Source organism: Flavobacterium psychrotrophum (assembly GCF_003403075.1).
Classification (GTDB): domain Bacteria; phylum Bacteroidota; class Bacteroidia; order Flavobacteriales; family Flavobacteriaceae; genus Flavobacterium; species Flavobacterium psychrotrophum.
Window position 1 is genome coordinate 2074914 of sequence record NZ_CP031557.1, and the last position, 25754, is coordinate 2100667.

30 protein-coding genes and 1 pseudogene are annotated in these 25754 nt (G+C 45.2%); 20 read left to right on the forward strand and 11 right to left on the reverse strand.

What is annotated here, in order from left to right:
- The first annotated feature begins 3 nt into the window (after positions 1 to 3).
- The 9 genes from DYH63_RS09035 (at position 4) to DYH63_RS09075 (ending at position 7460) form a co-directional block, all read left to right on the forward strand.
- A complete protein-coding gene (locus tag DYH63_RS09035) occupies positions 4 to 1428 on the forward strand; it encodes a TolC family protein (protein WP_116788499.1) in 1425 nt (474 codons plus the stop codon).
- Positions 1429 to 1457: 29 nt separating this feature from the next.
- Positions 1458 to 2249 carry an SDR family oxidoreductase gene (locus tag DYH63_RS09040; protein ID WP_116788500.1) on the forward strand — a complete coding sequence of 264 codons (792 nt, stop codon included), beginning with the start codon at positions 1458 to 1460 and terminating at the stop codon, positions 2247 to 2249.
- Positions 2250 to 2387: 138 nt separating this feature from the next.
- Entirely contained in the window at positions 2388 to 3197 is an 810-nt protein-coding gene (locus tag DYH63_RS09045) for an SDR family oxidoreductase (RefSeq protein WP_116788501.1), read from the forward strand.
- 29 nt (positions 3198 to 3226) lie between these two features.
- Positions 3227 to 4138: a helix-turn-helix domain-containing protein gene (locus DYH63_RS09050; protein WP_116788502.1), complete on the forward strand. Its 912-nt coding sequence runs from the start codon at positions 3227 to 3229 to the stop codon at positions 4136 to 4138.
- A 188-nt stretch (positions 4139 to 4326) separates the two neighbouring features.
- A complete protein-coding gene (locus DYH63_RS09055) occupies positions 4327 to 4920 on the forward strand; it encodes a DUF2652 domain-containing protein (RefSeq protein ID WP_116788503.1) in 594 nt (197 codons plus the stop codon).
- A gap of 85 nt (positions 4921 to 5005) precedes the next feature.
- Positions 5006 to 5854: an alpha/beta fold hydrolase gene (locus DYH63_RS09060; RefSeq protein ID WP_116788504.1), complete on the forward strand. Its 849-nt coding sequence runs from the start codon at positions 5006 to 5008 to the stop codon at positions 5852 to 5854.
- Between the two features lie 10 nt (positions 5855 to 5864).
- Positions 5865 to 6302, forward strand: a complete 438-nt coding sequence (locus DYH63_RS09065) for a peroxiredoxin (RefSeq protein ID WP_116788505.1) — start codon at positions 5865 to 5867, stop codon at positions 6300 to 6302.
- A 6-nt stretch (positions 6303 to 6308) separates the two neighbouring features.
- Positions 6309 to 6917, forward strand: coding sequence for a Crp/Fnr family transcriptional regulator (locus DYH63_RS09070; RefSeq protein ID WP_116788506.1), 609 nt, complete (start codon positions 6309 to 6311; stop codon positions 6915 to 6917).
- A 207-nt stretch (positions 6918 to 7124) separates the two neighbouring features.
- Positions 7125 to 7460, forward strand: coding sequence for a nuclear transport factor 2 family protein (locus tag DYH63_RS09075; RefSeq protein WP_116788507.1), 336 nt, complete (start codon positions 7125 to 7127; stop codon positions 7458 to 7460).
- Positions 7461 to 7543: 83 nt separating this feature from the next.
- Here DYH63_RS09075 and DYH63_RS09080 read toward each other — a convergent pair whose 3' ends face one another.
- The 9 genes from DYH63_RS09080 to DYH63_RS21280 form a co-directional block, all read right to left on the reverse strand.
- Positions 7544 to 9067, reverse strand: a complete 1524-nt coding sequence (locus DYH63_RS09080) for an aldehyde dehydrogenase family protein (protein WP_240409085.1) — start codon at positions 9065 to 9067, stop codon at positions 7544 to 7546.
- A 132-nt stretch (positions 9068 to 9199) separates the two neighbouring features.
- Positions 9200 to 9505, reverse strand: coding sequence for a hypothetical protein (locus tag DYH63_RS21460; protein ID WP_205528300.1), 306 nt, complete (start codon positions 9503 to 9505; stop codon positions 9200 to 9202).
- Positions 9506 to 9519: 14 nt separating this feature from the next.
- Positions 9520 to 10209: a saccharopine dehydrogenase NADP-binding domain-containing protein gene (locus DYH63_RS09085; protein ID WP_205528301.1), complete on the reverse strand. Its 690-nt coding sequence runs from the start codon at positions 10207 to 10209 to the stop codon at positions 9520 to 9522.
- A gap of 29 nt (positions 10210 to 10238) precedes the next feature.
- Positions 10239 to 10565, reverse strand: coding sequence for a nucleoside triphosphate pyrophosphohydrolase family protein (locus DYH63_RS09090; protein ID WP_116788508.1), 327 nt, complete (start codon positions 10563 to 10565; stop codon positions 10239 to 10241).
- Between the two features lie 132 nt (positions 10566 to 10697).
- Positions 10698 to 11426: an SDR family oxidoreductase gene (locus tag DYH63_RS09095; RefSeq protein ID WP_205528302.1), complete on the reverse strand. Its 729-nt coding sequence runs from the start codon at positions 11424 to 11426 to the stop codon at positions 10698 to 10700.
- Positions 11419 to 11904: a nuclear transport factor 2 family protein gene (locus DYH63_RS09100; RefSeq protein WP_116788510.1), complete on the reverse strand. Its 486-nt coding sequence runs from the start codon at positions 11902 to 11904 to the stop codon at positions 11419 to 11421. Before DYH63_RS09100 ends, DYH63_RS09095 begins: the two co-directional genes overlap by 8 nt.
- A 41-nt stretch (positions 11905 to 11945) precedes the next feature.
- Positions 11946 to 12737, reverse strand: coding sequence for an SDR family oxidoreductase (locus DYH63_RS09105; RefSeq protein ID WP_116788511.1), 792 nt, complete (start codon positions 12735 to 12737; stop codon positions 11946 to 11948).
- A gap of 81 nt (positions 12738 to 12818) precedes the next feature.
- The gene (locus tag DYH63_RS09110) at positions 12819 to 13394 is read right to left on the reverse strand and encodes a TetR/AcrR family transcriptional regulator (RefSeq protein WP_116788512.1); all 576 of its coding nucleotides are present in this window, start codon (positions 13392 to 13394) and stop codon (positions 12819 to 12821) included.
- Between the two features lie 686 nt (positions 13395 to 14080).
- On the reverse strand, positions 14081 to 14239 hold the full coding sequence (locus tag DYH63_RS21280) for a plasmid mobilization protein (RefSeq protein ID WP_162926867.1): 159 nt from the start codon (positions 14237 to 14239) through the stop codon (positions 14081 to 14083).
- 418 nt (positions 14240 to 14657) lie between these two features.
- On the opposite strand from DYH63_RS21280, the gene DYH63_RS09115 reads away from it, so the two are divergent.
- The 8 genes from DYH63_RS09115 to DYH63_RS09150 are packed head-to-tail and all read left to right on the forward strand — an operon-like array spanning position 14658 to position 19933.
- Positions 14658 to 15140: a single-stranded DNA-binding protein gene (locus DYH63_RS09115; RefSeq protein ID WP_116788513.1), complete on the forward strand. Its 483-nt coding sequence runs from the start codon at positions 14658 to 14660 to the stop codon at positions 15138 to 15140.
- Positions 15141 to 15167: 27 nt separating this feature from the next.
- A complete protein-coding gene (locus DYH63_RS09120) occupies positions 15168 to 16211 on the forward strand; it encodes a DUF932 domain-containing protein (protein ID WP_116788514.1) in 1044 nt (347 codons plus the stop codon).
- A gap of 46 nt (positions 16212 to 16257) precedes the next feature.
- Positions 16258 to 16446: a hypothetical protein gene (locus DYH63_RS09125; protein ID WP_116788515.1), complete on the forward strand. Its 189-nt coding sequence runs from the start codon at positions 16258 to 16260 to the stop codon at positions 16444 to 16446.
- 5 nt (positions 16447 to 16451) lie between these two features.
- Positions 16452 to 17090 (forward strand): prtrc system protein e, encoded by a 639-nt coding sequence (locus DYH63_RS09130; RefSeq protein WP_116788516.1) that lies wholly within the window; start codon positions 16452 to 16454, stop codon positions 17088 to 17090.
- A complete protein-coding gene (locus DYH63_RS09135; RefSeq protein ID WP_116788517.1) occupies positions 17044 to 17262 on the forward strand; it encodes a PRTRC system protein C in 219 nt (72 codons plus the stop codon). Before DYH63_RS09130 ends, DYH63_RS09135 begins: the two co-directional genes overlap by 47 nt.
- A 16-nt stretch (positions 17263 to 17278) precedes the next feature.
- The gene (locus DYH63_RS09140; RefSeq protein ID WP_162926973.1) at positions 17279 to 18451 is read left to right on the forward strand and encodes a hypothetical protein; all 1173 of its coding nucleotides are present in this window, start codon (positions 17279 to 17281) and stop codon (positions 18449 to 18451) included.
- Positions 18441 to 19142: a PRTRC system protein B gene (locus DYH63_RS09145; RefSeq protein ID WP_116788519.1), complete on the forward strand. Its 702-nt coding sequence runs from the start codon at positions 18441 to 18443 to the stop codon at positions 19140 to 19142. The genes DYH63_RS09140 and DYH63_RS09145 overlap by 11 nt, the downstream gene beginning before the upstream one ends.
- Positions 19142 to 19933 (forward strand): PRTRC system ThiF family protein, encoded by a 792-nt coding sequence (locus DYH63_RS09150; protein ID WP_116788520.1) that lies wholly within the window; start codon positions 19142 to 19144, stop codon positions 19931 to 19933. Before DYH63_RS09145 ends, DYH63_RS09150 begins: the two co-directional genes overlap by 1 nt.
- A 736-nt stretch (positions 19934 to 20669) precedes the next feature.
- Here the strand turns inward: DYH63_RS09150 and DYH63_RS09160 are convergent.
- Positions 20670 to 21107, reverse strand: a complete 438-nt coding sequence (locus DYH63_RS09160; RefSeq protein ID WP_162926974.1) for a response regulator — start codon at positions 21105 to 21107, stop codon at positions 20670 to 20672.
- A 619-nt stretch (positions 21108 to 21726) separates the two neighbouring features.
- Here DYH63_RS09160 and DYH63_RS21600 point away from each other — a divergent pair.
- From DYH63_RS21600 to DYH63_RS21695, 3 genes and pseudogenes are all read left to right on the forward strand, one after another.
- A complete protein-coding gene (locus DYH63_RS21600; RefSeq protein ID WP_240409086.1) occupies positions 21727 to 22065 on the forward strand; it encodes a beta-ketoacyl-[acyl-carrier-protein] synthase family protein in 339 nt (112 codons plus the stop codon).
- Between the two features lie 127 nt (positions 22066 to 22192).
- Positions 22193 to 22243 (forward strand): annotated as a pseudogene (locus DYH63_RS21605) (hypothetical protein); the annotation flags it as partial.
- The gene (locus DYH63_RS21695) at positions 22244 to 22372 is read left to right on the forward strand and encodes a hypothetical protein (protein WP_256386734.1); all 129 of its coding nucleotides are present in this window, start codon (positions 22244 to 22246) and stop codon (positions 22370 to 22372) included.
- 745 nt (positions 22373 to 23117) lie between these two features.
- On the opposite strand, the gene DYH63_RS09175 is transcribed toward DYH63_RS21695, so the two are convergent.
- Positions 23118 to 25511 (reverse strand): PAS domain-containing sensor histidine kinase, encoded by a 2394-nt coding sequence (locus DYH63_RS09175; protein WP_116788523.1) that lies wholly within the window; start codon positions 25509 to 25511, stop codon positions 23118 to 23120.
- Between the last annotated feature and the right edge of the window lie 243 nt (positions 25512 to 25754).

The window sequence follows — 25754 nt, forward strand, 5'->3', positions numbered from 1 at the left end:
TTCATGAAAGCTATATTTAAACCACACGGTGCAATTGTTATACTCTTTTGTACCCTTCTGCTGGCCAGTTCGTGCAAGGTATCCCTTGATGCGCAGCAGCCGGATATCGCCTTGCCCGAGACCTTCCGTGGTGCGGCAGCGGCAGCCACTACCCCGGTGGACGTACTTCCCTGGGGCGATGCCCTGAAGGAAGAACACCTAAAGCAGCTTATCGACACTGCGCTGGTAACTAATGCGGACCTGCAGCTCGCCGTTAAAAACATTGACGCCGCCAGCCAGTTGCTAACCCAGTCGAAACTTGGCTACCTGCCAAATGTGAACCTGGCCGTAAATGCGACAAGCAGCCGCCCGTCGGACAATAGTCTTAACGGCATCAGTCTTAACCAGTTCCTTGGAAAAAGACATATAGAGGACTATACTGCAGGGGCAGGTCTTTCATGGGAAGCTGATATCTGGGGGAAGGTCAGCAGCCAAAAGAAAGAGGCCCTTGCAGCATACCTGCTGACCGGCGAAGCAAAGAAAGCGGTGCAGACTCAGCTTGTAGCCAATGTTGCCAGGGGGTATTATAACCTGCTCATGCTCGATGCACAGCTTAAAATAGCTAAAGAAAACGAAGCACTGAACACCAATACGCTCCAAATCATCACGCTGCAATATGATTCAGGGCAGGTTACCTCCCTTGCCGTGCAGCAGGCAGAGGCCCAGCAGCTGACTGCCTCCTCGCTTGTTCCGCGCTTTGAGCAGGAAATAGTGCTGCAGGAGAATGCCATAAGCCTGCTGCTTGGTAAAATGCCGGCACCAGTAGTGCGGGCTGCATCGCTCGATATATTTTTTCCCCTGGAATCCATGGGTGCCGGAGTTCCGGCGCAGCTCCTGCAGCGCCGACCGGATGTAAAACAGGCAGAACTTGATATTGTAAGGGCAAAGGCGGTAGCACAATTTACTAAGGCCAATATGTATCCGTCCCTGACCATTACGGCACAGGGTGGGGTCAATTCCTTTACAGCTTCCAACTGGTTTAACCTTCCCGCCTCGTTATTTGGAAATGTCATGGGCGGGCTTACACAACCCCTGTTCCAGCGCCGGAAACTAAAGACTCAATACGAACTTGCTAAAATTGAACAGGAGAAAGCGATCGTACGCTTTAAACAGCAGCTCCTTATAGCGGTAGGCGAAGTTTCTTCCGCGCTGGTTAAGATTGACAAACTGGGCAGCCAAAGGCTGGAGACAGACAAAAGAACACAGACACTCCAAAAGGCTACCGCCAATGCGGATTTGCTTTTTAAAAATGGGTTGGCTACCTACCTTGAAGTAATTACCGCCCAATCCAATGTCCTGCAAAGCGAATTGCAATCGGCAGAAATTAAGAGGGCGCAATTAGAGGCATCCATAGAACTTTACCGCTCAGTTGGCGGCGGCTGGCAATAATTATAAAAGATTAACTAACATAAATTACCATGAGTACACTTAAAGAAAAAACAATTGTGATCACAGGGGCAGCAATGGGACTTGGACTAGCGGCTGCGAGGGAAGCGGCATCACAAGGAGCTCACCTTGCATTGGTAGACCTCAACGAAGCGGCCTTGCAGGAAGCAAAAGCTGCGATTGTTGAATCGTTTCCTGGGGTGGAACTAATCACTATTATTGCGGATGTTTCAGATGAAGCAGCGGTAAAAAATTATGTCCAGGAAACAGTTGCCGCCTTCGGCAGAATCGATGGATTTTACAACAATGCAGGAATCGAAGGTGGTCAGACAAAATTAATTGATTACGATACTGACCTGTTTAAAAAAGTAATTAATGTCAATTTAATGGGAATACATTACGGATTACGATATGTGATCCCGGTTATGAAGAAGCAGGGTTACGGCAGAATTGTAAACGTATCATCAGTGGCCGGAATACATGGCGTGGTTGATAGAACAGCCTATGTAGCCACTAAACATGCAGTTGCTGGATTAACAAAAGTTGCTGCAATTGAATATGCAAAGGACGGGGTTGTTACTAATGCCATTGCGCCTGGTTTTATTTACACGCCAATGGTAGAGGAGGCTTTTCTAATAATGAACCCTGAAAACCCCAAAGCCGCCGAAATAGAGTCCTCACAAAGGAACCCTGCTAAACGATTAGGTCGGCCTGAAGAGGTTGCAAAAGTGGTTGCATTTCTTTTAAGCGAAGACTGTTCATACGTAAATGGGCAAATTATTGCTGTTGACGGTGGGCAGGCAAGCGCATACGGACCCGTGTAAAAAAAAATAAGACGTATTTTATAACTGCTGTCTTTTAATACCATTATGGCTACAACATACGCCATTTCGGCTAATCAGCCCGGGAAACTGAACCAGACATTTGTATAAGAAATAATAGAAGAATTAAAACTTAAAACAATGGAAAAGAAAACAATTTTTATTACCGGAGCTTCATCTGGGTTAGGCAAAGCAGCAGCTAAATTATTTCAAAGCAAAGGATGGAATGTTATCGCTACAATGCGCCATCCGGAAAAAGAGACCGCATTAGGCCAGTTGGAAAATGTGACCCTGCTGCCCTTGGATGTAACTAACAGCGCCCAAATTAAGGAAACCGTTCAAAAGGCAGCATCCATCCATCCGATTGATGTAGTGCTGAACAATGCCGGCTATGGGCTCATTGGCCCATTGGAAGCCTTTAGTGATGAACAGGTCACTGACCAGATCAACACCAACCTGCTTGGCGTCATTAATGTATCCCGCGCCTTTACACCTGCTTTCCGTGAAAAAAGGAGTGGCATGTTCATTAACGTGACCTCGACGTTTGGGCTGCTTAGCTTTCCAACCTGTAGTGTTTACAGTGCTACTAAATTTGCCGTTGATGGTTTTTCTGAAGGCCTTTCCCATGAATTAGCCCAGTTTGGCGTCCAGGTAAAAATAGTGGCGCCTGGTGGTATGCAGACCGATTTTGCAGGCCGTTCGATGCATGGTGCCATGCATGAGGCGTACGGCAAACTGGTGGAAAAGGTAAGTGAAGGGTATAGCGCCGAACAGGTTGCCAACTATACAAAAGCGGAAGATGTAGCACAGGTGATCTTTGAGGCAGCTACCGACGGCAAGGACCAGTTCCGGTACATAGCGGGTAAGGATGCCATAGCGCTATACGACGAGCGCACGGCAATGGGTGCCGAGGGACAGATAGCGAAAATTAGGGCTCAATTTATTTTTTAATTACATTTAGAATTTTAATACTGTATCGTATGAAAAAGCATCCCGTCGTTATGGACTCCTTGTCGCAGTTGCACAAGGCCATGGGGCAGCCAAAACCGCTGCATCCACTGATCAGCATCATAAATTATGGCGAAGCAATTTTTGACCCGCAAGATTACGAGCAGGGTATTGTCCTTAACTTTTACAAGATTTCCTTTAAGACCAATTTTTCAGGCAAGCTCAGGTATGGGCAGGGGTTTTATGATTTTGAGGAGGGCGGTATGTCGTTCATTTCGCCTGGCCAAATCCTGCGCATGCAGGAAGAGGAGGCGGACTATGAGGGCATGTCCCTGCATATCCACCCCGATTTCCTGCGCAACTATCCTATAAACTCAATGATCAAGCAGTACGGCTTCTTTAGTTATGCTGCTGCAGAAGCGCTTTATCTCTCGGATAAAGAGAAAACTAAGATACTCAGCATATTCCAGTTCATAAAAGATGAACTGGAGGAACGGATCGATAAGTTCAGCCAGGACGTAATCATTTCACAGATTGAATTGCTGCTCAACTACAGTAACCGCTTTTACGACCGCCAGTTCATTACCCGGAAAGCCGTGAATAACGATATCCTGGCCCGCCTTGAGCATTTACTGGATGAGTATTTTAACGGGGAGGGAACACTACTGGGCGGCCTGCCAACGGTAAATTCGGTGGCGGAACAACTCAGCCTCACCCCGAGATACCTAAGCGATCTCCTGCGCAGCCTTACCGGGCAGAACACCCAACAGTTTATCCATGGAAAGCTTATTGAAAAGGCGAAGGAACAGCTGGCAAAAGACACACTGACAGTAGCCGAAGTCGCTTACCTGCTGGGCTTTGAGCACCCACAGTCCTTTAACAAGCTGTTTAAAAGCAAGACCTCACTTTCCCCATCCGACTACAAAAAGAGCCTGCTGAATTAGGTAACTATCAGCACAGCGGAAGCCCCGTGCGAAGGATACCGGGCCCGGAAAAGTGCCGGTAGCCCGGGGTTACAAATCTATTATTACCCGCGCAAGCCAACTTAACCATCCGTACCCTAAAAGATAACGGACTTAATTTATATGCCCTGATCGTATCAGGCAGTTTTATACCCTAATACCAGAATGCCATGAAAGAGACAAATGAAGGTACTGTTTTTATAGTAGACATCAGTGGATATTCCAGGTTCATCAAGGAAATTGACCACTTTAATGGCATGGCGATCATCACCCGCCTTTTCAATGGCATTATTGAAGAAAACCACCTGGGATTTAAAATATCTGAAATCGAGGGAGATGCCATCTTATTCTACCGGTTCGGCAAACCCGTATCGGTACCGCGCATCTTACTGCAGTTTAAAAGCATGCTGTTGCGCTTCCAAAAGGAATTGCAAAAGCAGGTACGGGAGTTTTCAATTCTGGCAAGCCTCAGCTTAAAGGCTATTGTCCATTACGGCGATCTGGAAGAGTTTGCCGTGAACCGCTTTTATAAACTGTATGGTAACACGCTGGTCGATGCACACCGGTTACTCAAAAATAGCGTCCCATTGGATACCTACGTGCTTATAACAAAAGAGTACCTTAATAAAACCCATGAAGACCCTGATGGGGTTCCTTCGTGCGGGTTTAGCCAGTGTGAAATCTACGATGTAGGTAACTTGTGCTATACCTATTATCCCTTCGAGAGCCGCTCCCGTTCAAAACAGGCAATGAGCATAGGCTAAAAAAGATAGGCCGGATTAACTTAAGTGAAAAATTTCAAATCTATTTATACGGAATTTTGCCCTATAATATTAAAATACATACATAATGATTAGTAAAGTAAAAAAAATAATTGCGGCTGTATGCAGCCTTTGGATTCTGGCAGGCATGACGGTATTTACATCATGTTCGGACGATGACCGCCACGGCACCGTAAAAAAATCACCCGTCGTGCTTGTCCATGGCGCCTGGCAGGGTGACTACGCCTGGGAAGAAGTAAGGAACGGCCTGGTTGGGCGTGGGTATGACGTTACCGTAGTAGCACTGGCGGGGCACGGTGCCGATAACACACCGGTAAGTGGGTTAACATTTTCAGGTTACGTTAGCCAGGTAAAGCTGGCCGTTACCGCTTTTGATGAGCCGGTAATACTGGTAGGGCACAGCCTTGGCGGGGCATTGATCACACAAGCCGCTGCCGAAATTCCCGGCAAAATCAAAAAGCTGGTATATGTTGCAGGTTTCATACCCGCGAGCGGAAAAAGCGTACTGGATTATTCCATGTTGGATCCTGCTTCCCTGTTGGGCCCTGTACTTGAATTTAATGCGGAGGGCAGCCTGGCAGGGCTGGTAAATCCCGAAATTAATTTTCCTAATGTCTTTTGCCAGGATGGTACGCCCCAGCAAAAACAGTTCCTCCTGGAACACTATAAGCCGGAAGCTGTCGCACCCCTGGCCACACCACTTTCCTACCAGGCAAGCGATTACCAATCGGCAGGAAGCAAATATTATATCTACACGAAAATTGATAATGCTATCAGCCTTGGATTCCAGCAGCAGATGGCAGCAGATGCGGGCATTACCGCTACCTACACCATCGATGCGGGCCATAGCCCCTTTATCTCTAAGCCCGGTGAGCTTACTGCCATGCTGAGTGAAATTTTAATAAACAATAAATAAGGATATTACAATGGAGGTAGGTGAAAGAATACCCGAATTTACACTGACGGACCAAAATGGCGATAACTTTAACGTTCGTGATTATCTGGGCAGGAAACTAGTAATCTACTTTTATCCAAAAGATGAAAGCGGCGTGTGTACCAGGGAGGCCTGTGCGTTTCGCGACAGCTATACGGCCTTTGAGGCAAAAGGCACCACGGTGATCGGCATCAATTCCGGGAGCGTCGAAAGCCATAAAAAATTCGCAACGAACCACAGCCTGAATTTCACGTTGCTCAGCGACCCGGGGAATAAGGTACTAAAGGCGTTTGGCATTAAGAGCGTACTGTTCTTAACTGGTAGGGAAACTTTCGTTGTCGACGGGAGTGGTAGGGTGACCTATAAGTATCGGGGCTTTCTAAACGGTACGGCACATGTGCAAAAAACACTGGAATATTTACAACACTAATAAGGCATGGAGGATCTTCATTATTTAAGTGGAATCTTACTGCCATTTGCAGGGCTAACGGAAAATGATATTTCCGTTAGCCTTCGCTTTTGGCACAGGCGCAACATCGCAAAAGGGAATTTTTACAACCGGCAGAATGTAGTCTGCAAGGACCTTGGCATTGTAACGAAGGGCATTTTCCGCGTGTATTTTTTTGATCCCGCAACAGGTGAGCAAAAGAATGTCTTTTTCTTTTCTGAGGGCCAATTCATTGTATCTTTCCGTAGTTTTATTTTCCAGTACCCGTGCAATTACTTTATCGAGGCACTCGAAGATGCCGAAATTCTTTACGTCCCCTATCAGGACCTCCACTATTTATACAGTGAGCACAGGCCTTGGGAACGCTTTGGAAGGCTGCTGGCAGAACACTTTTTTAATGCCTCACAAGGGCGGACGGAAAATTTGCTTTTCCTTAACCATGAGCAACGCTACCTCGGTCTTTTAAAGGAACATCCTAATATTATACAGCGGGTTACCTCACAGCATATTGCCTCGTATCTCGGCATAAAGAACCAGTCCCTAAGCAGGATTAAAAACCGTATTGCCTCAGGCAATGCCAACCATAGAAATAAATAAGAGCCCCAGGTCGGGGCTTTCGCTTTTTAGCGGCTGTTGGCGCAGCGTCAAAATGGCTACATAACGAACCGGTCCGGTGCAGCACAGCCCGGAATTTGCCTCAAATTTACCTCACCCAACACGGTGGCAAGCCGTTAGAAAATTATATGATAAACAACTGTATAACACGAGGCAAGGCAGCATGCTGCCCTCATAATAAACATAAAAATGGATATAAAAAAATTTATTGAAGAGTGGATTATCGCAAGCAATAGCTTTAACACAGAAAAGTACCTGGACTTTTATAACGATCATGCCGTCCTGGACGACCCCTCCGTAGGTCGCAAATATAAGGGCAAAGAGGGTATCCGGGAGTATTTTGAGAGCTACTTTATAGGGTATAACACGCATACAACCATCATGGAGCTAGAAATTAAGGATACTGATCGTGCCCATTTGCGGGTGGAGTTTACGGGCGACTTTCCTGAAGGCACGATTGGCGGCACTTTCGACTTTAAATTTAAGAACCATAAAATAGAATCCCTTGGTGCTGATTTAATTTAAGATACCCTTTTCTGTAGCAGAACAAAAAATCCCAAAATGGCTTCATTTTGGGATTTTTGTTTAATGGCTGTGTTACACACTACTTAAAAATTTTGTGCACTTTCCAGCCTGCTTGATGAGTGGTTGTCTACAATACTATTGAGCAAAGTCCCATTCTGCTGGGTCTGCTTGGCTGCAATAACCGAGTCGACTGAAAAGGCAAGTAACGCCTGGTCGACAGAAAGGGTTCCTTCGGCGGAATCCTTCCTTCCGTTAAAGGCAAATATATCCGGGCCGCGCTGGCACTGGCTGTTAATGTTGATGCGCCCAACCTGTCCGGTCAGTCCATCGATCAGGGTGCTGATTGCCTGGGTATCATTACTAAATATACTTACCTGTTGCCCGTAAGGGGAATTGGTAACGTAATCTATCGGCGTAGCAATATCGGTAAATTCAATTATAGGTAGTACCGGGCCAAACTGCTCCTCGTGGTAGAGCTTCATGGCTTTTGTTACAGGGAAGACGATTGCTGGTTTTAAGAAGGATTCGTAATTTTCGCCCCCGCCGTCCTGTGCGTTAATAACGGTAGCGCCGTGCTTAATTGCATCCTGGATACATTCCAGCAAATAGGCAGGCTTATCGGGCTCTGCCAGTGGCGTAATATTTACGCCTTTTACCCAAGGCAGCCCTATTACCAGTTTATTGACCTCTTGGCGCAGGCGGCGGATGAATTCTTCGCGGATGTCCTTATGCACAAAAAATATTTTTAGGGCGGTGCACCGCTGTCCATTGAAGGCCAACGCCCCGGCAACGGCCTCGCTCACAGTAAGGTCCAGGTCGGCGTCACTCATGATAATAGCCGCATTCTTTGCATCCAGCCCCAGGACCGATTTCAACCTGTTGGATTTCGGGTGCATTTTCTTTAGGCTGTCCGCTACTTTACTGGAGCCTATCAGGGCCAGCACGTCCACTTTTCCGGATTGCATAAGGCCAGGTATAATATCCCTGCCCCTTCCATAAACGGTATTGATAACACCTTTGGGAAACGCTTTTTGGAAGGCATCGAGTAACGGCTCGAAAAGTAAGGTTCCCTGCTTTGGTGGCTTGAACATGATCACATTACCCATGATAAGGGCCGGGATCAATGTGGTAAAGGTCTCGTTTAAGGGATAATTGAATGGCCCCATACATAAGACCACGCCATAGGGCACTTTTTTCGTCTGCCCGATAAAGTTTTGCTCCAGGGTAAAGGCTGAGGTTTCAGTCTGCAACTTTTGGGCCGCTTTAATGGTTTCCTTAATATAGTCCACGGTCCTGTCAAATTCCTTCTCCGCATCAGTAAGCGTCTTGGCTATTTCCCACATGATCAGCTTTATGACGGCATCGCGCTTACTGATCATCCGGATAGTAAAATTCTCCAGGCATTCGATCCGCTCTTTCATGCTCATGGAAGGCCACTCACCCTTACCGGAATCGAAAGCTTTTAATGCGGCGTCTAGTGCCAGTCCGGCCTCCTTGGTTGTCCCTATAGGATAGCTACCAATAACCAGCGGCTGTTTTTCCGATAAATAATCTGCCTGCCCCTGACTGGTATCGGGGAATACACGGTCTGGGCCTTTCCCTCCCAATGGATCAGTTCCCCATTGATCAGTATTTTATTTTGGTGTACGGGGGCTAATAGCCGTACCTCCTGCGGTATTTCCTCCTTAAAGGGAATAATACCCTGTAGATAACTTTTGGTATCCATTTCTTTTCTCTTTTTAATTTAACAAATCAGTAACCTGCACATTAGGCAGCACGTAGAGCAGCTCCTCACCATAAGCGGACCCGGGCGACTGAAATCCTTTTTTAAAGGATCCGCCGAGCGTCCTGGAGGCAATTTCGACTGCCGAGAATACCGTCGGGGCATATCCCTCTTCCATATCTATTTTAGAGCTTACAACAAGCCCGTTTGCACCAGTTACTTCGGCAAGTAGGGTACTGATGCCCTTCCGGGTAGCATTGGGGGATTCTAAAGTCGCGATGGTGAGCGTTTCATCCTCCGGCAGGTCTTTAGGGAGCGCCATCTGGAAATATTCTTCTATGTTTTTAATTCCTGTCGATTTATAGGAAAGGACAACGCCCCCAGTGGTGTCGGCAGGCAGTCTTCAGGGCCACTTCCAAAATCAAACGCCCTGGGTAATGCCTCATTAAGTTGTACGAGCTCCCCATCCCTTCGTACCAGTAAACCGGCATTAATGATATTGGCGCTACTGGCAACGGAACCCGGGGTAAAGCCGCCGGAATATTTAAAGCCAACCCGTAAGGCCACCGGATCGGCGACGCGCTTGGCCGTATGGAGGACCAGCGGGTCATAGCTTACAAAAAGGCCGGCTCCTGACAATAGCATGATACCCGCGTTTTTCGCCGCTTCATCTTTGGACTCCGCAAGCCTGTAAATGCCTACCTCAGCCGTAATATCGGTATAATGAACCTTGTATTTAATACAGGCATTCATGGCCTGCTCAGCGGTTTCGCTAAATGGGCCTGCCACATTGAGCAGGGTTGTCTTACCCAAAAGGCTTTTACTCCAGCCAAATTCATCATCCACGGAAAAAACATGGTATGGTACGTTCAGTTCTTTTGCCAAAGCAGCAACCTCATGCGGGTTGCGTCCCGCAATTTCAAAGGTAAGGCCCCTCCGGGCAGCCTCCTGGCATATTAATCTGCCTGTATAGCCTGTGGCTCCATAGATCAGTAGGACCTTGTCCTCGTTATTCTCTTTTAGCATCAGTCTGTTTTTAAAGTTGATAACACGTTTTACGTAAACAATTTTTCTGTTTTCACAAGGAAATTTTCCAGGGCCTCTTCAATATCTATATCCATGCGCCCAGCAAGCACGGCCAGCCACCAAATACATTCTCCAAGTTTATGGGCCAACTCCGTATCAGGTTCCCCGCCCTTGGGCCATCTGCCTTGTTGTGACATGGTTAGCCTCCCTACAAGGCCGGCATCAGTTAAAAAAGCCAAGGCGTCTTCCTCAACCGTCCATTCGCTTCCATGGTGTTTGAGCTCAAGCTCATGGTACAGTTCCCTCAATTTCAGGGACCTTTCTATAAATTCCTTTAATTCTATATTTTTACGCATCGTCTTTTTAACTATTTAAAGTTGGTAATCAATATCACAATGGCCTGGCAGTACTACTTCTAAATATTCGAGATTTTCAAGAATAGGGCACAACCCATTATTATTTATGTGCAAACCGGATTAATTTAATGTTTACCAGGGCAGAACCCCCTGAGGCCCAAAAAAGCTTCCGGTAGGCAAATCATCGGTCGTTGTAGCATATTTAACCGAAACAGCTGCGCCCTCATCAGGACTAAGTGTTCCTGTATTACCGTTAAGGTCAGTTTTTATATGTCCCGGTTCTATGGCATACACCTTTATTTCCAGTGGCTCAAGTTCTTTTGCAAAGGCAACAATTACTGCATTAAGCGCTGATTTAGAACTGGAATATCCCATGTAATTAACCTGTCCATACACCGTGGATTTATCCTGGCTAAGCGTAATGGAACCTACAATGCTGCTTACCATAATAATCCTGGCCTGAGGCGCTGCCTTTAGCAAAGGAAGAAAGGACTGCGTTACACGGATAGGCCCAAAAACATTAACCTCATACGTCTGGCGAACGTTTTCGAGGCTCTCAATGCTTGGCGGACTTACTAAGTCTAAGGAAATACCGGCATTATTTATTAACAGGTTAAGGTGCGGCGTTTCGGCGGCTAACAAGGCTGCCGCCTGCTGTACGCTGGTGTCGCCGGTAACATCAATAAGAAGCAACCGTACATCAAGCCCTTCAGTACGAAGTTTCTGAACAGCAGCATTTCCAAGTGCCGCATCGCGTGATCCAAGCCATACGCGATAGCCTTGCCGGGCCAGTGCTTTTACGGTTGCAAAACCAATACCTTTATTAGCGCCGGTTACCAAAGCCGTTTTAGGACTATTCACTTTTAAGGTTTTTTGAGCTTTGTGCCGCAGGATTGGCATGATGTGTATAATCGCCTAAAAGACTGATTACCAAATTACGTTCTTTAAAATGCCAGCCACCATCAATACGCGTAAAACTGTCGTTATACCTGCCTATTATTATGGGCTGCAATGGGAAACCCCGGTCAAGATCCTGTTGAAAAATACTCATGTACGATGAGGCAGTGGCTGAATGATCATCATCACTGATTTTTAATACGGTATTTGTGGTTATGTGCGCAGTATTAGGCGTACCATTGCCATACAGCTGAAGGTTTTCTTTGAGGTGCTTCTCTATATTTTCACTGCCGTCTGCTACAATACCGGTCGATATGATCTTGCCGTATTTAAATAATCCTGCAACCCCGGCAAAATCCCCTGCGTCTAAAAAGTGGGTGTACTGTGCAATTAGATTCTCTATTGCTCTCTCGCTGCTAATTTTATAAGCTTGTTGTTCCATAATTGACTTTATTTAATATGTTTAATCTTTAAAGCGGTTGGTTATACCGTTGCGATTGTGCCGCCATCTATAACATAATTCGCACCGGTTAGGTAAGACGCCCTTGGGGAAACAAGGTAGCCTACAAATTCAGCAACATCTTCCGGACTTGCCATCCTGCCCATGGGTATTCCGCCAAGGCTGTTCATGAGGTTTTGTGTGATTTCATCAACGCTGACCCCGGCTTCCCCGGCAAGGGAGTGCAGGTAGGCATCCATCGTATCTGTTTTCACCATACCGGGGGACACAGTAAGTACGCGCACGCCTTTAGGGGTGAATTCTTTTGAAAGGCTTTTGCTGTAGTTTATCAAGGCTGCTTTTGCCACCGCGTAGGCACCCAGCGACTCATGCACGGGTGATATACCGGTAATCGATGATATGTGGATAATTACACCGCTTTTCTGCTCCAGCATGCCCGGAAGTACCGCCCTGTCAATACGGGCCGGCGCCAGGAGGTTCAACTGGATATCGTTCTCCCAGTGCTCATCTGTAAGGGCGCTGAATCCGCCTGAAGGGCTGCTGGAACCACCCATATTATTTACCAGGATATCTACGGTTCCAAATTTTTCATTAATCTCCCCTAAAACTTTAGCAGTCTCACTGGCCACTGTTAGGTCAGTGGCTATAAAATGATGCGGGAGATCGGTACCTGGATGGTTCCGGGCCGTAACGATTACACTTGCGCCTGCGTCGCGCAAACGGTCGGCAATCGCTTTTCCTATTCCTTTAGTCCCTCCTGTTACAAGGGCAATTTTTCCGTTAAGTTCTGAATTGTAATTCTGAGTGTTTTCCATTTTTAATAAAATTATGAAGTGATTGTTTTAAAATATGAGTGAAATAATTCTAAGTTAATTGTTTCAAAATAAGACAAAAAATTATGGCGTTAGCTGTGCAATAAGGTAGTGGGCCATTTTCTGGATCCGCTCGGTATCCTGGTGCAGTATGTAGGATTCATGCCAGCCGGTAAATGCATTGATGATACAATTGGTTGCAGTTTCAGCATCGAGGTCTTCCCGTAATTCATTTTGTGCTATAGCCTCCTTTATAAGTTGCAGCAAAAATGTATGGGCAAACTCGTTAGCCTGCCGCAGTAGCGCCTTGACATCGGGATCAGTCCCGGCGATCTCAAAGGTCATCTTAATGACCATACAGTTATTATTGCTGGCAATATTGTTTATAGCGGCATCTATAAAGCTGATCACTCCTTGCAATGGGGATGTATGGTTGGCCTTGTGTAAAAGTGCTTCTTCCCTGCTGGCCTTGGTATAGGAGCGGATGCACCGTACGAAGAGTTCCCGCTTGTCACCAATGGTATTGTACAAGCTGCTGCTGTTAATCTGCATCGCGTCCGTGAGGTCACGAAGCGATGCCCCGCTATAGCCCTTCCTCCGAAAAACTTCCATCGCTTTTTGGACTGCTGCCTCTTCGCTAAACTCAACATTTCTTGCCATAGCTTATTTGATTCAAGGCAAAGATAAATTAAATTATGAAACAATCGTTTTAAATTGAAAGATTTATCTAAAATCTATTACTAAAAAGGTGATGGCTTCTATACTTCAAAATATTATTCATGGGCTAATACCCACTAATTATCCTAAGATACATAGCAGGGTGATGATGTAAATCTAGTATTAAATCAAAAAGCTGTTTTAAGGGGATTAGCATAATGTCATGGGGTAAATTACCTAGTTAAGCTGAGGATCCACTTAAGCAATAGCAGCATTTTGACTCTTTACGACGTTAGAATTGCTATTAAACTTAAGTGGTCGGGTAGCAAAAATAGGGACTACGCGAGAGTTTTTAAGTAGCCTCAATACAATGACATTAAAGGGCTGGTACGGATGTGTTTGCAATTTCACGACCAGCTAAACATTTAACTATTAGAAAAAAGTCCATCGTTATTTTAAAAGATTCCACAAAAAAGAAATAGCGTCGGCCGGTGTAGGTAATGCCTGTTTATATCCGGTGGCTAATTCTCCTTACCTAGACGAATCAGCACCCGTACCTATCCATAGTAACAGTATGTAATGCCATATACTCAAACAACATCAATACGTTACCCTTGCCAAAGGCCGGAACTGGATGGCGAAGCTTGCGGGCTTATCCATTTTTTACCGTAGAATGGCTTTTGGAATATTTAGGCAGTAATAAAGTATGCCATGACATTCATGCCCGATTGCTCGAACAAAAGCAGGAACTTTACATTTTCCACAGCCATCAGGATGATGGAATATCGGAACGTGGCAGGGTCATCTTTGAGATGCCTGCCGCACCATGTTTTTATGTGTCCTATCATTGTCCACGTATTGTTGCCTTCTCTTTGTTTTTCTTCAACTATATAAATTAAGGTACTGATTGGTTTCGTTGGTAAATCGCTACCAGCGATTTATGGCACTGGTTGGCCTTGATAGGTTTAGAAGGGAAACTTTTCCCAAGATAATCCGGTAAAAGGCAGCTAATGTATTGCGGGTAAAGCCATCAGCAAAAGCAAAAGACTACGGCATAATGGCTTTGCTCGCATACTCACAAACCCACCCTTCGGGACTTATTCCGTTTCCTTTTGTTTTGCCGCTTTACCCGCACTGTTTATCTGCTTTCTTTTTCCGGTTTTCTTTTGGAAAAAAGTTATGCGGAGCGCAAGCGAGGCAGGACTGTAACAAATTGGAGGACTGGCAGAAGATACAAAACGAATGTATCATTTAATAAGGACGATTATGACAATTATTGGAAGAGTGACAAGGGACGCCGAGGTGCGCAGCCTGTCAAACAACAAAAGTGTAGTGAGTTTTTCTGTAGCCGTGAACCACGACTACAAAGACAAAAATGGGACGAAAGTAACCCAAACCGAATTTTTCGACTGTGCTTACTGGTTTTCTACAGGCATAGCGCAGTACCTGACCAAAGGCAGCCTTGTAGAACTTGCAGGGCGTGTGTCTGCCCGTGCTTGGATGGGCAACGACGGTGTGCCTAAAGCAGGACTGAACTTCAACACGACAGATATTACCCTGCACGGGGGAAATAAAAACGGTGCTCAGGAACAGCAGCCACAGGGAGAAACACAACAGGCGCAGCAACAAGCCCAACAACCTGAGCAGGCGGCAACGAATGCTGCACCCGCCAACGCAGCGGAAACTACTGTGTATGAAGCCGAAATACTGCCCAATGGAGCAGCACCTGACGACGACCTCCCATTTTAAGAACGTTTAACCTTAAAATTTAAAATCATGGCACATAATATAAATTTCAACGAAGCAACAGGGCAGCACGCCTTTATGAGCGTAAAGCAGCCCGCATGGCACGGATTGGGTCAAATCGTACAGGATTACCCGACAAGCGCACAGGCTATCGCCTTTGCAGGCTTGGACTATGAAGTGGCAAAAGCCCCGATTTTCGCACGTGGCGCAGGGCTTTTCGAGAGTTTTCCAGTCCCTGACCAGTTCGCCACCATGCGCACCGATACCAAAGCCGTGTTCGGTGTGGTGGGCAAAGACTACCAAATCGTACAAAATGCCGATGCGTTCGCCTTTTTCGATGCCATTGTAGGCGGCGGCGAGGGCATACAGTATGAAACCGCAGGGGCTTTAGGCAACGGGGAACGCATTTTCATAACCGCCAAGCTGCCCGGCTACATCCGTGTCGGTAACGGGGACGATGTTACAGGCAAATATATTTTCCTGACCACCTCCCATGATGGCAGCGGAAGCATTACCGCAGCTTTTACGCCCGTACGTGTAGTTTGCCAAAATACCCTGAACGCTGCGCTGCGTTCTGCTACCAATGTGGTGCGCATACGCCACACCGCAGGGGCAAAAGAACGCCTGGAACAGGCGCACAAAGTGATGGGTGTTGCCGATACGCTTTCCCTGCAATTAGAGGGCATCTTTAACGAGTGGGCAAATACCCGCATCGAAGATAAACAGGTAAAAGAACTGATACAGTTAGCCCTTTGCCCGAATAAGGAAACCTACAGCCTGCTTAAAAAAGGGGCTACCGAGGAACTTTCAAGCATGTACAAAAATGCCTGCGAAGCGGCATTTGAATACGCTATGGCAGATGACACGCAAAGCATGGAAACCACCAAAGGCACGTTATTTGGCGCGTACAATGCCGTAACGGGCTACTATCAAAATGTGCGCAGCTTCAAGACAGGTGAGGATAAACTCAAATCCATCTGCCTGGGAGGCACAGCGCAGGCACGGGGGCAAAAAGCCTTTGACCTGTGCGGGGGCTTTGCCAAAAATGGGGCAGCCGCCCTGATACTGAACTGATAGTTAACCGCAGCCCTGTTTTGCAGGGCTGCTTAAAATTAAAGTTATGAGTGTATTAGCACAAACCACAGAACGCAAGGCAATTACTGTATTGAAAAAAGTGTTGCCCTATTTTGAAAGGCTTGATACGGTGGCAATGACTGCCGAAGATGATTTTGACACGAGAACCGCCCTAAACCTGATAAGGCGGGTTATTGAGAGCAACCCCGCACGACAACGCAAAACCCTAAAATAATTGTTATGCCAGTTACTAATTTTTTCGCCCATGCAGCCGCCATTCCCTTTGAGGGCTGCCTGAACATCACCATAAAAAAGGATTCCGAACAGCTTACCGTTTCGGTTTTGCTGCAAAACGAGGGCTGTGGGGATGCTGCCAAAAACCATATACCGCCCCTGATACTAAAGGGCAGCGCAAAGGAATTGTGCGAGGGCTTTTTTGATGCCGTTACCGCACCGCTTGCCGAAACTTCCCAACTGCTTGTCAATATGGAGCAGTACCTTAAAGGGCAGGAAGCCGCAAAGAAAAATGCCGCTATGGAGAAAAAGAAAACCGAGAAAGCGGACAAAGCCGACAAGCCTGACAAGACCGCCACGCCTGAGGAAATAAAGGAAATGAAATACGGCGGCATTATGGCAAAAGTCGATGCCCTTGAAAAGGAGGGCAAATTCAGGGATGCGTGGCTCAAAGTGCCGCAGGCTTCCGAATTCCCCGACAAATCAGAAGAAACGCAGAAACGCAGGGCAAGCCTGTCCGCTAAGTTCAGCCCCGACCTGTTTGGGGCAGGGCAGCCTGCCACCGATGTAACCCATCTTGAACCTAAAACCGAGAACGATGCTACAGACAACACTGATGCCGAGGGTATTCCTGATGAAAGATAAGGGCAATGAGTTTGCCCTGACCGACCCCGACCCCAAATGGAGCATAGAAGCTGTAATGAATTTCTATGCAAACAGCTACCCGACGCTGACCACCGCCAAGACGGTCGGCCCTGAAATTACCAACGATACGGTACAGTACCGTTTTGAAACCACAATGGGGACAAAAGGATAATGATAAAAGTAAAATTATGGATTATGCAAAAGTTAATATCGGGGCAGCTACGGCTGCCCCAAAACAAAAGGCAAAAGCTGCTGCACAAAAACGCAGGCGAGTTCCTGATGGGCTTGCAGCGCAGGAGAGATACCGCCGAAGTAATTGCCGACCGACTGCACTCTGCCCCGCAGGGGCTGCTGCCTATGGTTTTCTGAAAACCCGTTTCCTGCCCCATCACACGGGGCAGCCCTTTACAGGGAATGATAAAGAAAAAGAAGATTTTTACCGCAGTTTTGATTTGCTGTGCAGCCACTACCGTATAAATCCCGTTGATACGCGTGGGTTCGCCTATCCCTATGGCAGGGAGGTCGCCCTACACGAAGCCGCACGGCTGCTAAGGGACAAACACCCGCAGCATATTGAAATGGAATTGCAGGAAGATAGTGGCAGTTTTGCGCTACAGGCTATCGAGCGTTTCAACACCCAAAATACGTTGTTCTATATCCCTGTATTGCCCCTGCATACCCTGATGCGGGACAGGAAAAAAAGGAAAGCGGCACGGCTGCTGCTCTGTATTTTCCGTTATCTCTGCCACTCCGCAGGCGTTCCGTTTTACACCGAGGAAAACAGCTACCTGTATTGGAATTATGAGATGCTTGCCGACTGGGTAACAGGCGACCCTGGCGGATGGGATGAGGAGGACTATTATAATAATGTGCGTGAGGTAAGGGCAGCACAATACATCGGGGACACCATGCTGCGCAGGCTATGGAACACCATACACCGTGACCGCTTTGGGGAGTGGGTTTCCCACTACCAGCCTAAGGATATGTTTGAAAGGGACTGCCACCGCCTTGCCAAAAAGTTTTATGCCCTCTCGCAGGACTATCCTAAAATGACGATGTATTCCCATGCCGATGAAAGCTGCCTGCCCGACCCTGAAAGCGATTGTTATGACGATAACGACTGTATTACTATGGAAAAATACATCGGCTTTGTGGCTTCCACCGACGGGTGGCTGTACAACAACCTCGAACAGTCCATCAACAGCGAATTTGGCGAATGCCTTTCGATACAGGAGCCTGTCCTTAAACGCTGCTTTGACGGGCGCAGTCAGGATAACGATACCCTTGACTACGAGTGCCGCCTTCTGCCCCTCATCAACGAATTGTGTTACCTTTTAAATAATTTGGATTATGACACCTGATATATTGCAACTCTACGAACCTAAAGCCGCCCTTGTGGTCTTTACTGCAAACGGCATTACAAAACCTTATATTGAATACTACGATATGGACAGCAGCGGCTGCCCCGTAAACCCGCACCCACTATCGGTACGGGAAGCGCAAAGCCTTGCCAAAGCCCTTGACACCCGTGAGCAGGCAGGCAAGGCATTCCTGCGCCCCGAGGGTATTTTGCCTGCGGGTGTGCTGCATATTGATCCCTCGGCAAACGGCAGCGTAGTATGGTATACCAAACCCCAAATACAGCGACTGTATTTTGTGGAGAGCCTGAACATGCAAAATGGCGATGTACACCTGCCTGCACTCGTATGGAAAGCCGATAAAAAGCAGTTGCAGGTCTTTGCCCTCAAAGGTAAAGCCAAACCGAAAACGGCTACGGTGCTTTATAATGCCCCGTTCTTTAATCTTTACCGTAAAGGTACTGTGTGCATGGGTACGGTCGATGTCTCTATCAAAGCCGCTGCCACATTGGAAGAATTTATGAGCGCATGGCAAGGCTACTTTTTCGGTAGCTATTTCAGCCACCACATCGACAGCCACAACCCAGTAGGGCAAAACCTTATCAGCCTGTACAGGGAGTTGATGGACAGCGAAAAGCCGTTTCCCTGCGATACCCTCATTACGACAAAGCTAACCCTTAAAAATCTATTCTGATGAAAACAGATAAAATAATAAAAGCGCACTTTACCGCACCCGAACTACTGAATCCGACCAATCCCATAGCCGTTTGCCTTATCGGGGCAGGCGGTACAGGTTCGCAGGTGCTGACAGGCTTGGCACGAATGTCCCACAGCCTGCAACAGTTGGGGCATGCAGGTTTTCAGGTCAGCCTGTGGGACAATGATGTAATTACCGATGCCAACCCTGGCAGGCAATTATTTGCCGAGTGCGAAATCGGCTTATCCAAAGCAGCCGCACTCATAACCCGTACCAACCGCTTTTTCGGAACGGCATGGAAAGCTGTAGAAAAGCCCTTTACCGCTGCAACCGCCACGGGCAGGGCAGCAATTTATATTTCGTGCGTAGACACCGCAGCAGCCCGTTTTGAAATTGCGGAAGTTTTAAGCGAACTGGATTTGAATCCAAGCCGTTCCGATACACCCCGCTATTGGATAGACTTCGGAAACGGCAAGGACACGGGGCAGGTTATCCTGTCTACCATAGGCAGTATCAAACAGCCTGCCTCTGAAAAATTCCTTCCTGTAGGCAGCCTGCCACAAGTTACGCAGGAATTTGGCGAACTACTCTTGCAGGGCGATACCGAAGACCTGCCAAGCTGTTCCCTTGCCGAAGCCCTTGAAAAGCAGGATTTGTTCATCAACTCCGTTTTAGCACAAATGGGCTGCAGCCTGCTATGGCAGCTGTTCAGGCAGGGGTTAACAACAGAAAGGGGCTTTTTTCTGAATTTGAAGGATTTTCGCAGCCAACCGTTATCGGTTGGCTGATTATGCCTATTTTCCGGTGCAGAAAGGCAATCCCCCCCGTGGTCGGGAACGCCTTTTTGCAGTTTGAAAGCGGTGCGCCCGCCAGGCAACAGCATCGGGGAAACCCCTGCTGCATTTGCCCGGCGGGCGCGTTTCTTTTGCCGGTGTCTGTACACCGTGCTTTCAGTTTAAAAATATTGACAGCCTATCCTTATAAATCAGAAAGTAGCAAACGACTTTCAATAAATCTGATTGAAGCGGAACTCACTTTAATACTACCTGACATAGTCCGGAGATACACGCTTCTGCCAATACTCAACGATAGTTTTAATAATATCATAGAGTTCAATAAAGTCGGAGGGTTTTATGAAAAATCCCTGTACGGATTTTGAATAGGCATCTATTACATTCTCCTGTTCCGCCACTGTGGAAAAAAACAGATATGGAATTGACTAATGCGGAGCTCTTCATTTTCACGGATCTTAGCACGCAGCTCCATACCATTTAACTTGGGCATATTAATATCTGAAAAAATAATGAACGGCTCCGTTTTATTTTCGGTCAGGTAACTAAGGGCAGCCTCCCCATCACCAAAAAACACGATCATTTTTATATTTCAGCTTTTGGAATACCTCCGATAGAAATTCCTGGTCATCCAGGTCGTCTTCAATTATAATTATGGGTCCTGTCTTATTCATAATGATTTAATTAACAAACTTATACAGTGAAAACAATATATTTACATTGGTAATTTTATTTATGTAAATATAGTAGAATTTTCGCAAAGCTGGTTTATAGTCCCGGCCTGAAGATGTTGTACAACTTCTTTCAATGCATTTTGCAAATCCCGAAAATCCCGTGGCTTATTAAAAAAGCATAATGCACCTAATTCTTTCGCCTTAGTTACTTCTCCAGCGTTTTGAGAAGTAGAATACATTACAACAGGGATTTTTTTATAAGTATCATGACCTTTTAACATCGAAAGAACCTCCCATCCGCTCATTCCGGGCATGTTTATATCGGTGAAAATTATGTTTGGCCTACCGGTACTGCTTTCCGCTAACGTAGATACCAGAATATGCCCATCATCTAAGGTAATACTCGATACATCGCCCGTGGAGATCTTTTCAACAGCATCCCTAAAGAAAAGCCGGTCATCACTGTCATCATCTATAAGAAGAATTTTATACTGCATAGATATAATAATATTTATTATTGTAAGGAAATGATAGTGTAAGTAAAGCACCTTTATTCGTAGCGCTGCAGGCAGATATGCAATCCTGGTAACTAACCGATTATTTTGCATAATCCCAATCCGGAACCTTACTATAACCCGGCATTTTGAACCTGGGGAAGGAGTTAACAATATTTTACGCATATTGCTGATCGAAATCTATGCCGTTGTAAGAAATTGTTATCGCTGCATAATTATCTTTGTTGCGTACAAGTTTAAAAGTTTATCGAAATATGCGAAGGTCTTCCTACCATCGTATATATGAGCAACTTCAAACTAACTTGTAGAACAGCTGGTAAAACAGCACGGGACAGCCTTCGATTAATGGCAGGCGTCCAGGGCCGCCGGCCGAAGCTCCAATAACGACGCTGCTGTCAAACTTTATAAAAGCGCTTTCGCTATTATATAGCGCGAATTAAAATTATTATCGCAAGGTATAATGTTGAAAGGTAGGTACATAAATCTGCTTCTGCAAAAAGATTAACATAGCGTAGTTGCTATCTTTATACTATGACCCAGTAGCTTCCCTCATAGATACTTCAGATGGCTTGCAAAGCAGCGATCGAACATACATATGAATATGAGAATTATAGGTTCTGGCAGTTGTATTCCCGAAATCAAAGTCTCCAATCAGGATTTTGAAAACCATAGTTTTCTGCATGAGGATGGAAGTCTGCTATTGCACCCCACAGAAAATATTATCAGGAAGTTCGCCGTCGTTACAGGAATAGAAGAACGCCGTTACGCACACCCCAGTGTTGTAACCTCCGACCTCGCTTTTATTGCGTCTGAAAAGGCTATTGAAGATGCAGGTATTGACCGGGAGGGCATTGACTACATTATTACAGCACATATTTTGGCGATGTACGCTCCGGCACGATCCAGTCAGACTGCATACCCAGCCTTGCCGACGTGTTAAACGTCAGTTAGGCATAAAAATGGCAGGTGTGTTGCTTACCACCTCATTTTTGGATGCCGGGCTGGTTTGAAGGTATGGTGCAGGCCAATGCGTACTTCCGTTCGGGAATTGCCAACATGGCCTAGTAATCGGTGGGGGAACTCTTTCCCGTGTCGTAGACCGCCACGACAGGCAATCAATGATCTATGCCGATGGTGCGGGTGCCGCCATTGTAGAAGCTTCAGATGCAGCAGGCGGATTGCTTTTGCATGAAAGCGCCGGCTTTACTTTCGCCAAAGCAGGGTTCCTTTACTTTGGAGGGTTGTAAACCATGACCCCGACGGTCGGAAAATTAAAATGCACGGTCGGAAAATTTATCAGTTTGCCCTAAGCCACGTCCCTGAAGCTATGAAAAGTGCCCTGGATAAAGCCGGGATAACAATTGAAGCGGTGAAAAAAATATTGATTCACCAGGCAAATGAAAATGTGGACGAGGCGAGAGTCTCCCCATTATACAAACTCTATGGCAGGACACCACCCAAAGATATAGTGCCGATGAGCATACACCTGTTAGGCCTGTCATGAAGGCGGACATAATTTGACCCGACCTTGCGGCTGCGGCTGGTAAAAAGGCTGCGTTTTATCTTTTTTATAGGCGAAGGTGCTAGGATATTAATGCACTATGGTATTGACCTGCCTAACATACTTCATTTTCATTTTGCGGGGGAAAAACAGTGCCTCCTGGCAGACTTTGCTCCGACAAAATACATGTACCGGCAGCCGTACTCATGGCTGTGTAACGAGGATATTGATTTTGTGATCCTGATTTGAATAAGTTTCCGCTCATAAGAATGTGAAACCCTATCTGGCTACCTGAAGCATGGCGAAATGCTGAACTGCCCCAAGGCTGGTGGCATTATATGAAGTATACCACACCCGGCTTTTCCCTAAGCTTGCGCTCCCTGTCGGCGAGGCCTAAAGCCTAGTCGCAGCTTTAGCTAATAATGTAATGCTAATAGTGGTGCTTCAATTATTAATTTTAGGCGATATTAACGTTAAAGGCAAGAAGAAAATCAAGAGTATTCTTTTTTGGTTTTATAAGGTATTGTTATCTCTGTTTTGGATCCCTCAGCAGGACCGCTTTCTATTTTCACTTTGCCATTAAACGTTTCTACCCTGTTCATCATATTTGAAATACCTATACCCTTTCTTTTAGATTCCACATCATATCCTTTTCCATCATCCTGCACACTTATATAAATACTTTGTCCCACGATACATATAGAAATATTTACATTTTTTGCCTCAGCATGTTTCAAAATGTTATTTATCTGTTCTTGTATAATCCTATATATATTTAACTTTAGATCATCAGAAACTTCATCGAAAACTTCGTACTTAAAATTTATTCTTGGCAGAGCATCTGTGCTATAATTGTGTTTATTTATGAGATCCTGAACCAAGTCCTGCAACTGAATGTTTTTAAGTGGTGTTACCAAATTATGGCATAATAGACGGATTTCTTCCATAGAGTTGTCTATTAGTTGCATGGGGTATTCGATAAGTTCTTTTACATTTTTATCCTTTCGCCCGGCAATGCTAAGGTGAAATTTCGTACCAAATAGTATTTGGTTTATATTATCGTGTAGTTCCTGGCCTATATGGTTCCTTTGTTGTTCCTGGGCTTTTATAATGGCCCGCGATATTTTTTTTTGCCCCTGTATTCTTTGTTCCTGTAATTTTTTTTCCAGTAATATCAAATTTTCCGCAGATTCCCTGCGTTCCGTTATATCCTGCAGGATTCCAAAAAGTCTTACAGGAGTTTGGTCTTTATTAAATTCAAACCGCCATTCAATATAACCATATCTCTTTTTGCCAGCCTTGGGTAAAAGCCGGAAGTCAATTTTTGATTCTGTAAAATTCTGCAGTGCATCCTTCAACAGTTCCTCTGCAATTATCCTGTCGTCCGGATGGATAAAAGAGAGGAAGAGCTCAATTGATGGAATGGTTCCTGTTTTATTAAGGCCATATATCTTATATACCTCATCAGACCATGTGTGCATATCTTTCTCAAGATCAATATCCCAATTCCCTATATGTGCAATTGCCTGGGCTTCACTTAATCGCATTTGACTTTGTATAAGCTCCTGCTCGGCTTTTATTTTTTCAGTAATATCGCTAACAATTACTATTCTTACTTGCGTATTATATTGATTAAAAGAATGAGCTGTTGTCTCTACGATTATTATTTCTCCGTCCTTTTTAATGTGCCGCCAGTTCCCTGACCTGGAACCGGTATAATCATGAGGTATTTTGGTAATATCTTCCAAAAGTGCTTCCACGTCTTCCTGAGGCCTGATATCTTTAATAGTCATTGCTAGAAATTCCTCAACAGAATATCCGTAGTGTTTCACCGCAGCTTCATTTACATCAATAAAGCGCAAGGTTTCATAGTTGTATATCCAGGTAGGAAGTGGGCTTTTTAAAAATAAGGTGCGGTATTTTTCTTCACTTTTGATAAGTTGCTCGCTAATTTTTTTACTGTTTGTTATATCCTGGTAGAAGATTGTAAGCCCTTTGTCAGATGGATAACCTTTTGCGAAAAACCATTTATCCATTGGAGCATAGTAGCTCTCTACTTCTACTTCCCTACCATCATTCATTGCTTTCTGGTAGGCATCATAAAAAACTGTGCCTTTCATTTCTGGGTGTACCTCCCATAAAACCTTACCCAGCGTCTTCTTTCTGCCAAGTTGATGGTTAACCATAGCTGAATCATTTATAAAAGTATATCTCCAATCTTTATCGACAAATACCACCGAGTCGTTAATACGGTTAATAAAAATTTCCAGGTCTTTTTCTGTCTGTTTTCTCTTAGATCGCTGCCAATACAGGTTAACCGCAGTATAAATAATTAACATGCCCATAAGAAGGATAAATGCAATGGTCAACTTTCTCACTTTTCCTATATTCTCATTTAATTGCACTTTACACGAATCAAATAAAAAATCAGTTCTATGAATGCCCTGGCCTATGAGTGAATCTATATTTTTCAACGCAGCAATATGCACATCTGAATTGTGATGGTTTAAAGAATCAAGTATATTATTGTTCATAAGCCAGGATAATTCCTGCTTTATTATACTATCTAATTTATAAGCAATTTCCACATTCACCGTATCCCGCACCACTGATTTTAAAAGAAACAATTGTTGAGTAATCGATGTGCTGTCAGCAAAAAATAACGACTGGACTTTGGCTGACTTGCTGGCTTTAACTATTGTAGGGTTTATAATTGCTAAGTTATTTATTTCCTTTGAGAGGCTTTGATAATAGCCATGCACCGCATCGTGCCTATTCGATATATCTGAATATGCTATTATTTCTCTATATGTCCTGTTTAAAAAAAAAAGCAATAATGACAATACGATAAAAACAGTAAAATAAAATAATTTTCTTTTATACATGCAAAGCTTAAAGTTAGATTAAGAATAATGAAATCAGAAAATATGTAGTTGAGCCTTAAGTTCAAACTAATATCCTAGATATTTCCTGTGCTAATACTGTCTAAACCTTTAGTTTTTATAACAATATCTGCGTGATGGCTTAGATGATAATAGTATTTTCTTCGTCTATTAATACTGATTTTTAGATATTTTTTATAATCTGTTTTTTGAATTGAACTCATATGCTATTTTATAATAATTTAG

Excerpts from the sequence above, each read along its gene's own strand:
- DYH63_RS09035 (WP_116788499.1), top strand. The coding sequence starts at position 4 with ATGAAAGCTATATTTAAACCACACGGTGCAATTGTTATACTCTTTTGT.
- DYH63_RS09040 (WP_116788500.1), top strand. The coding sequence starts at position 1,458 with ATGAGTACACTTAAAGAAAAAACAATTGTGATCACAGGGGCAGCAATG.
- DYH63_RS09045 (WP_116788501.1), top strand. The coding sequence starts at position 2,388 with ATGGAAAAGAAAACAATTTTTATTACCGGAGCTTCATCTGGGTTAGGC.
- DYH63_RS09050 (WP_116788502.1), top strand. The coding sequence starts at position 3,227 with ATGAAAAAGCATCCCGTCGTTATGGACTCCTTGTCGCAGTTGCACAAG.
- DYH63_RS09055 (WP_116788503.1), top strand. The coding sequence starts at position 4,327 with ATGAAAGAGACAAATGAAGGTACTGTTTTTATAGTAGACATCAGTGGA.
- DYH63_RS09060 (WP_116788504.1), top strand. The coding sequence starts at position 5,006 with ATGATTAGTAAAGTAAAAAAAATAATTGCGGCTGTATGCAGCCTTTGG.
- DYH63_RS09065 (WP_116788505.1), top strand. The coding sequence starts at position 5,865 with ATGGAGGTAGGTGAAAGAATACCCGAATTTACACTGACGGACCAAAAT.
- DYH63_RS09070 (WP_116788506.1), top strand. The coding sequence starts at position 6,309 with ATGGAGGATCTTCATTATTTAAGTGGAATCTTACTGCCATTTGCAGGG.
- DYH63_RS09075 (WP_116788507.1), top strand. The coding sequence starts at position 7,125 with ATGGATATAAAAAAATTTATTGAAGAGTGGATTATCGCAAGCAATAGC.
- DYH63_RS21460 (WP_205528300.1), bottom strand. The coding sequence starts at position 9,505 with ATGGCGCTCCCTAAAGACCTGCCGGAGGATGAAACGCTCACCATCGCG.
- DYH63_RS09085 (WP_205528301.1), bottom strand. The coding sequence starts at position 10,209 with ATGCTAAAAGAGAATAACGAGGACAAGGTCCTACTGATCTATGGAGCC.
- DYH63_RS09090 (WP_116788508.1), bottom strand. The coding sequence starts at position 10,565 with ATGCGTAAAAATATAGAATTAAAGGAATTTATAGAAAGGTCCCTGAAA.
- DYH63_RS09100 (WP_116788510.1), bottom strand. The coding sequence starts at position 11,904 with ATGGAACAACAAGCTTATAAAATTAGCAGCGAGAGAGCAATAGAGAAT.
- DYH63_RS09105 (WP_116788511.1), bottom strand. The coding sequence starts at position 12,737 with ATGGAAAACACTCAGAATTACAATTCAGAACTTAACGGAAAAATTGCC.
- DYH63_RS09110 (WP_116788512.1), bottom strand. The coding sequence starts at position 13,394 with ATGGCAAGAAATGTTGAGTTTAGCGAAGAGGCAGCAGTCCAAAAAGCG.
- DYH63_RS21280 (WP_162926867.1), bottom strand. The coding sequence starts at position 14,239 with ATGATAGGACACATAAAAACATGGTGCGGCAGGCATCTCAAAGATGAC.
- DYH63_RS09115 (WP_116788513.1), top strand. The coding sequence starts at position 14,658 with ATGACAATTATTGGAAGAGTGACAAGGGACGCCGAGGTGCGCAGCCTG.
- DYH63_RS09120 (WP_116788514.1), top strand. The coding sequence starts at position 15,168 with ATGGCACATAATATAAATTTCAACGAAGCAACAGGGCAGCACGCCTTT.
- DYH63_RS09125 (WP_116788515.1), top strand. The coding sequence starts at position 16,258 with ATGAGTGTATTAGCACAAACCACAGAACGCAAGGCAATTACTGTATTG.
- DYH63_RS09130 (WP_116788516.1), top strand. The coding sequence starts at position 16,452 with ATGCCAGTTACTAATTTTTTCGCCCATGCAGCCGCCATTCCCTTTGAG.
- DYH63_RS09135 (WP_116788517.1), top strand. The coding sequence starts at position 17,044 with ATGCTACAGACAACACTGATGCCGAGGGTATTCCTGATGAAAGATAAG.
- DYH63_RS09140 (WP_162926973.1), top strand. The coding sequence starts at position 17,279 with ATGGATTATGCAAAAGTTAATATCGGGGCAGCTACGGCTGCCCCAAAA.
- DYH63_RS09145 (WP_116788519.1), top strand. The coding sequence starts at position 18,441 with ATGACACCTGATATATTGCAACTCTACGAACCTAAAGCCGCCCTTGTG.
- DYH63_RS09150 (WP_116788520.1), top strand. The coding sequence starts at position 19,142 with ATGAAAACAGATAAAATAATAAAAGCGCACTTTACCGCACCCGAACTA.
- DYH63_RS09160 (WP_162926974.1), bottom strand. The coding sequence starts at position 21,107 with ATGCAGTATAAAATTCTTCTTATAGATGATGACAGTGATGACCGGCTT.
- DYH63_RS21600 (WP_240409086.1), top strand. The coding sequence starts at position 21,727 with ATGAGAATTATAGGTTCTGGCAGTTGTATTCCCGAAATCAAAGTCTCC.
- DYH63_RS21695 (WP_256386734.1), top strand. The coding sequence starts at position 22,244 with ATGATCTATGCCGATGGTGCGGGTGCCGCCATTGTAGAAGCTTCAGAT.
- DYH63_RS09175 (WP_116788523.1), bottom strand. The coding sequence starts at position 25,511 with ATGTATAAAAGAAAATTATTTTATTTTACTGTTTTTATCGTATTGTCA.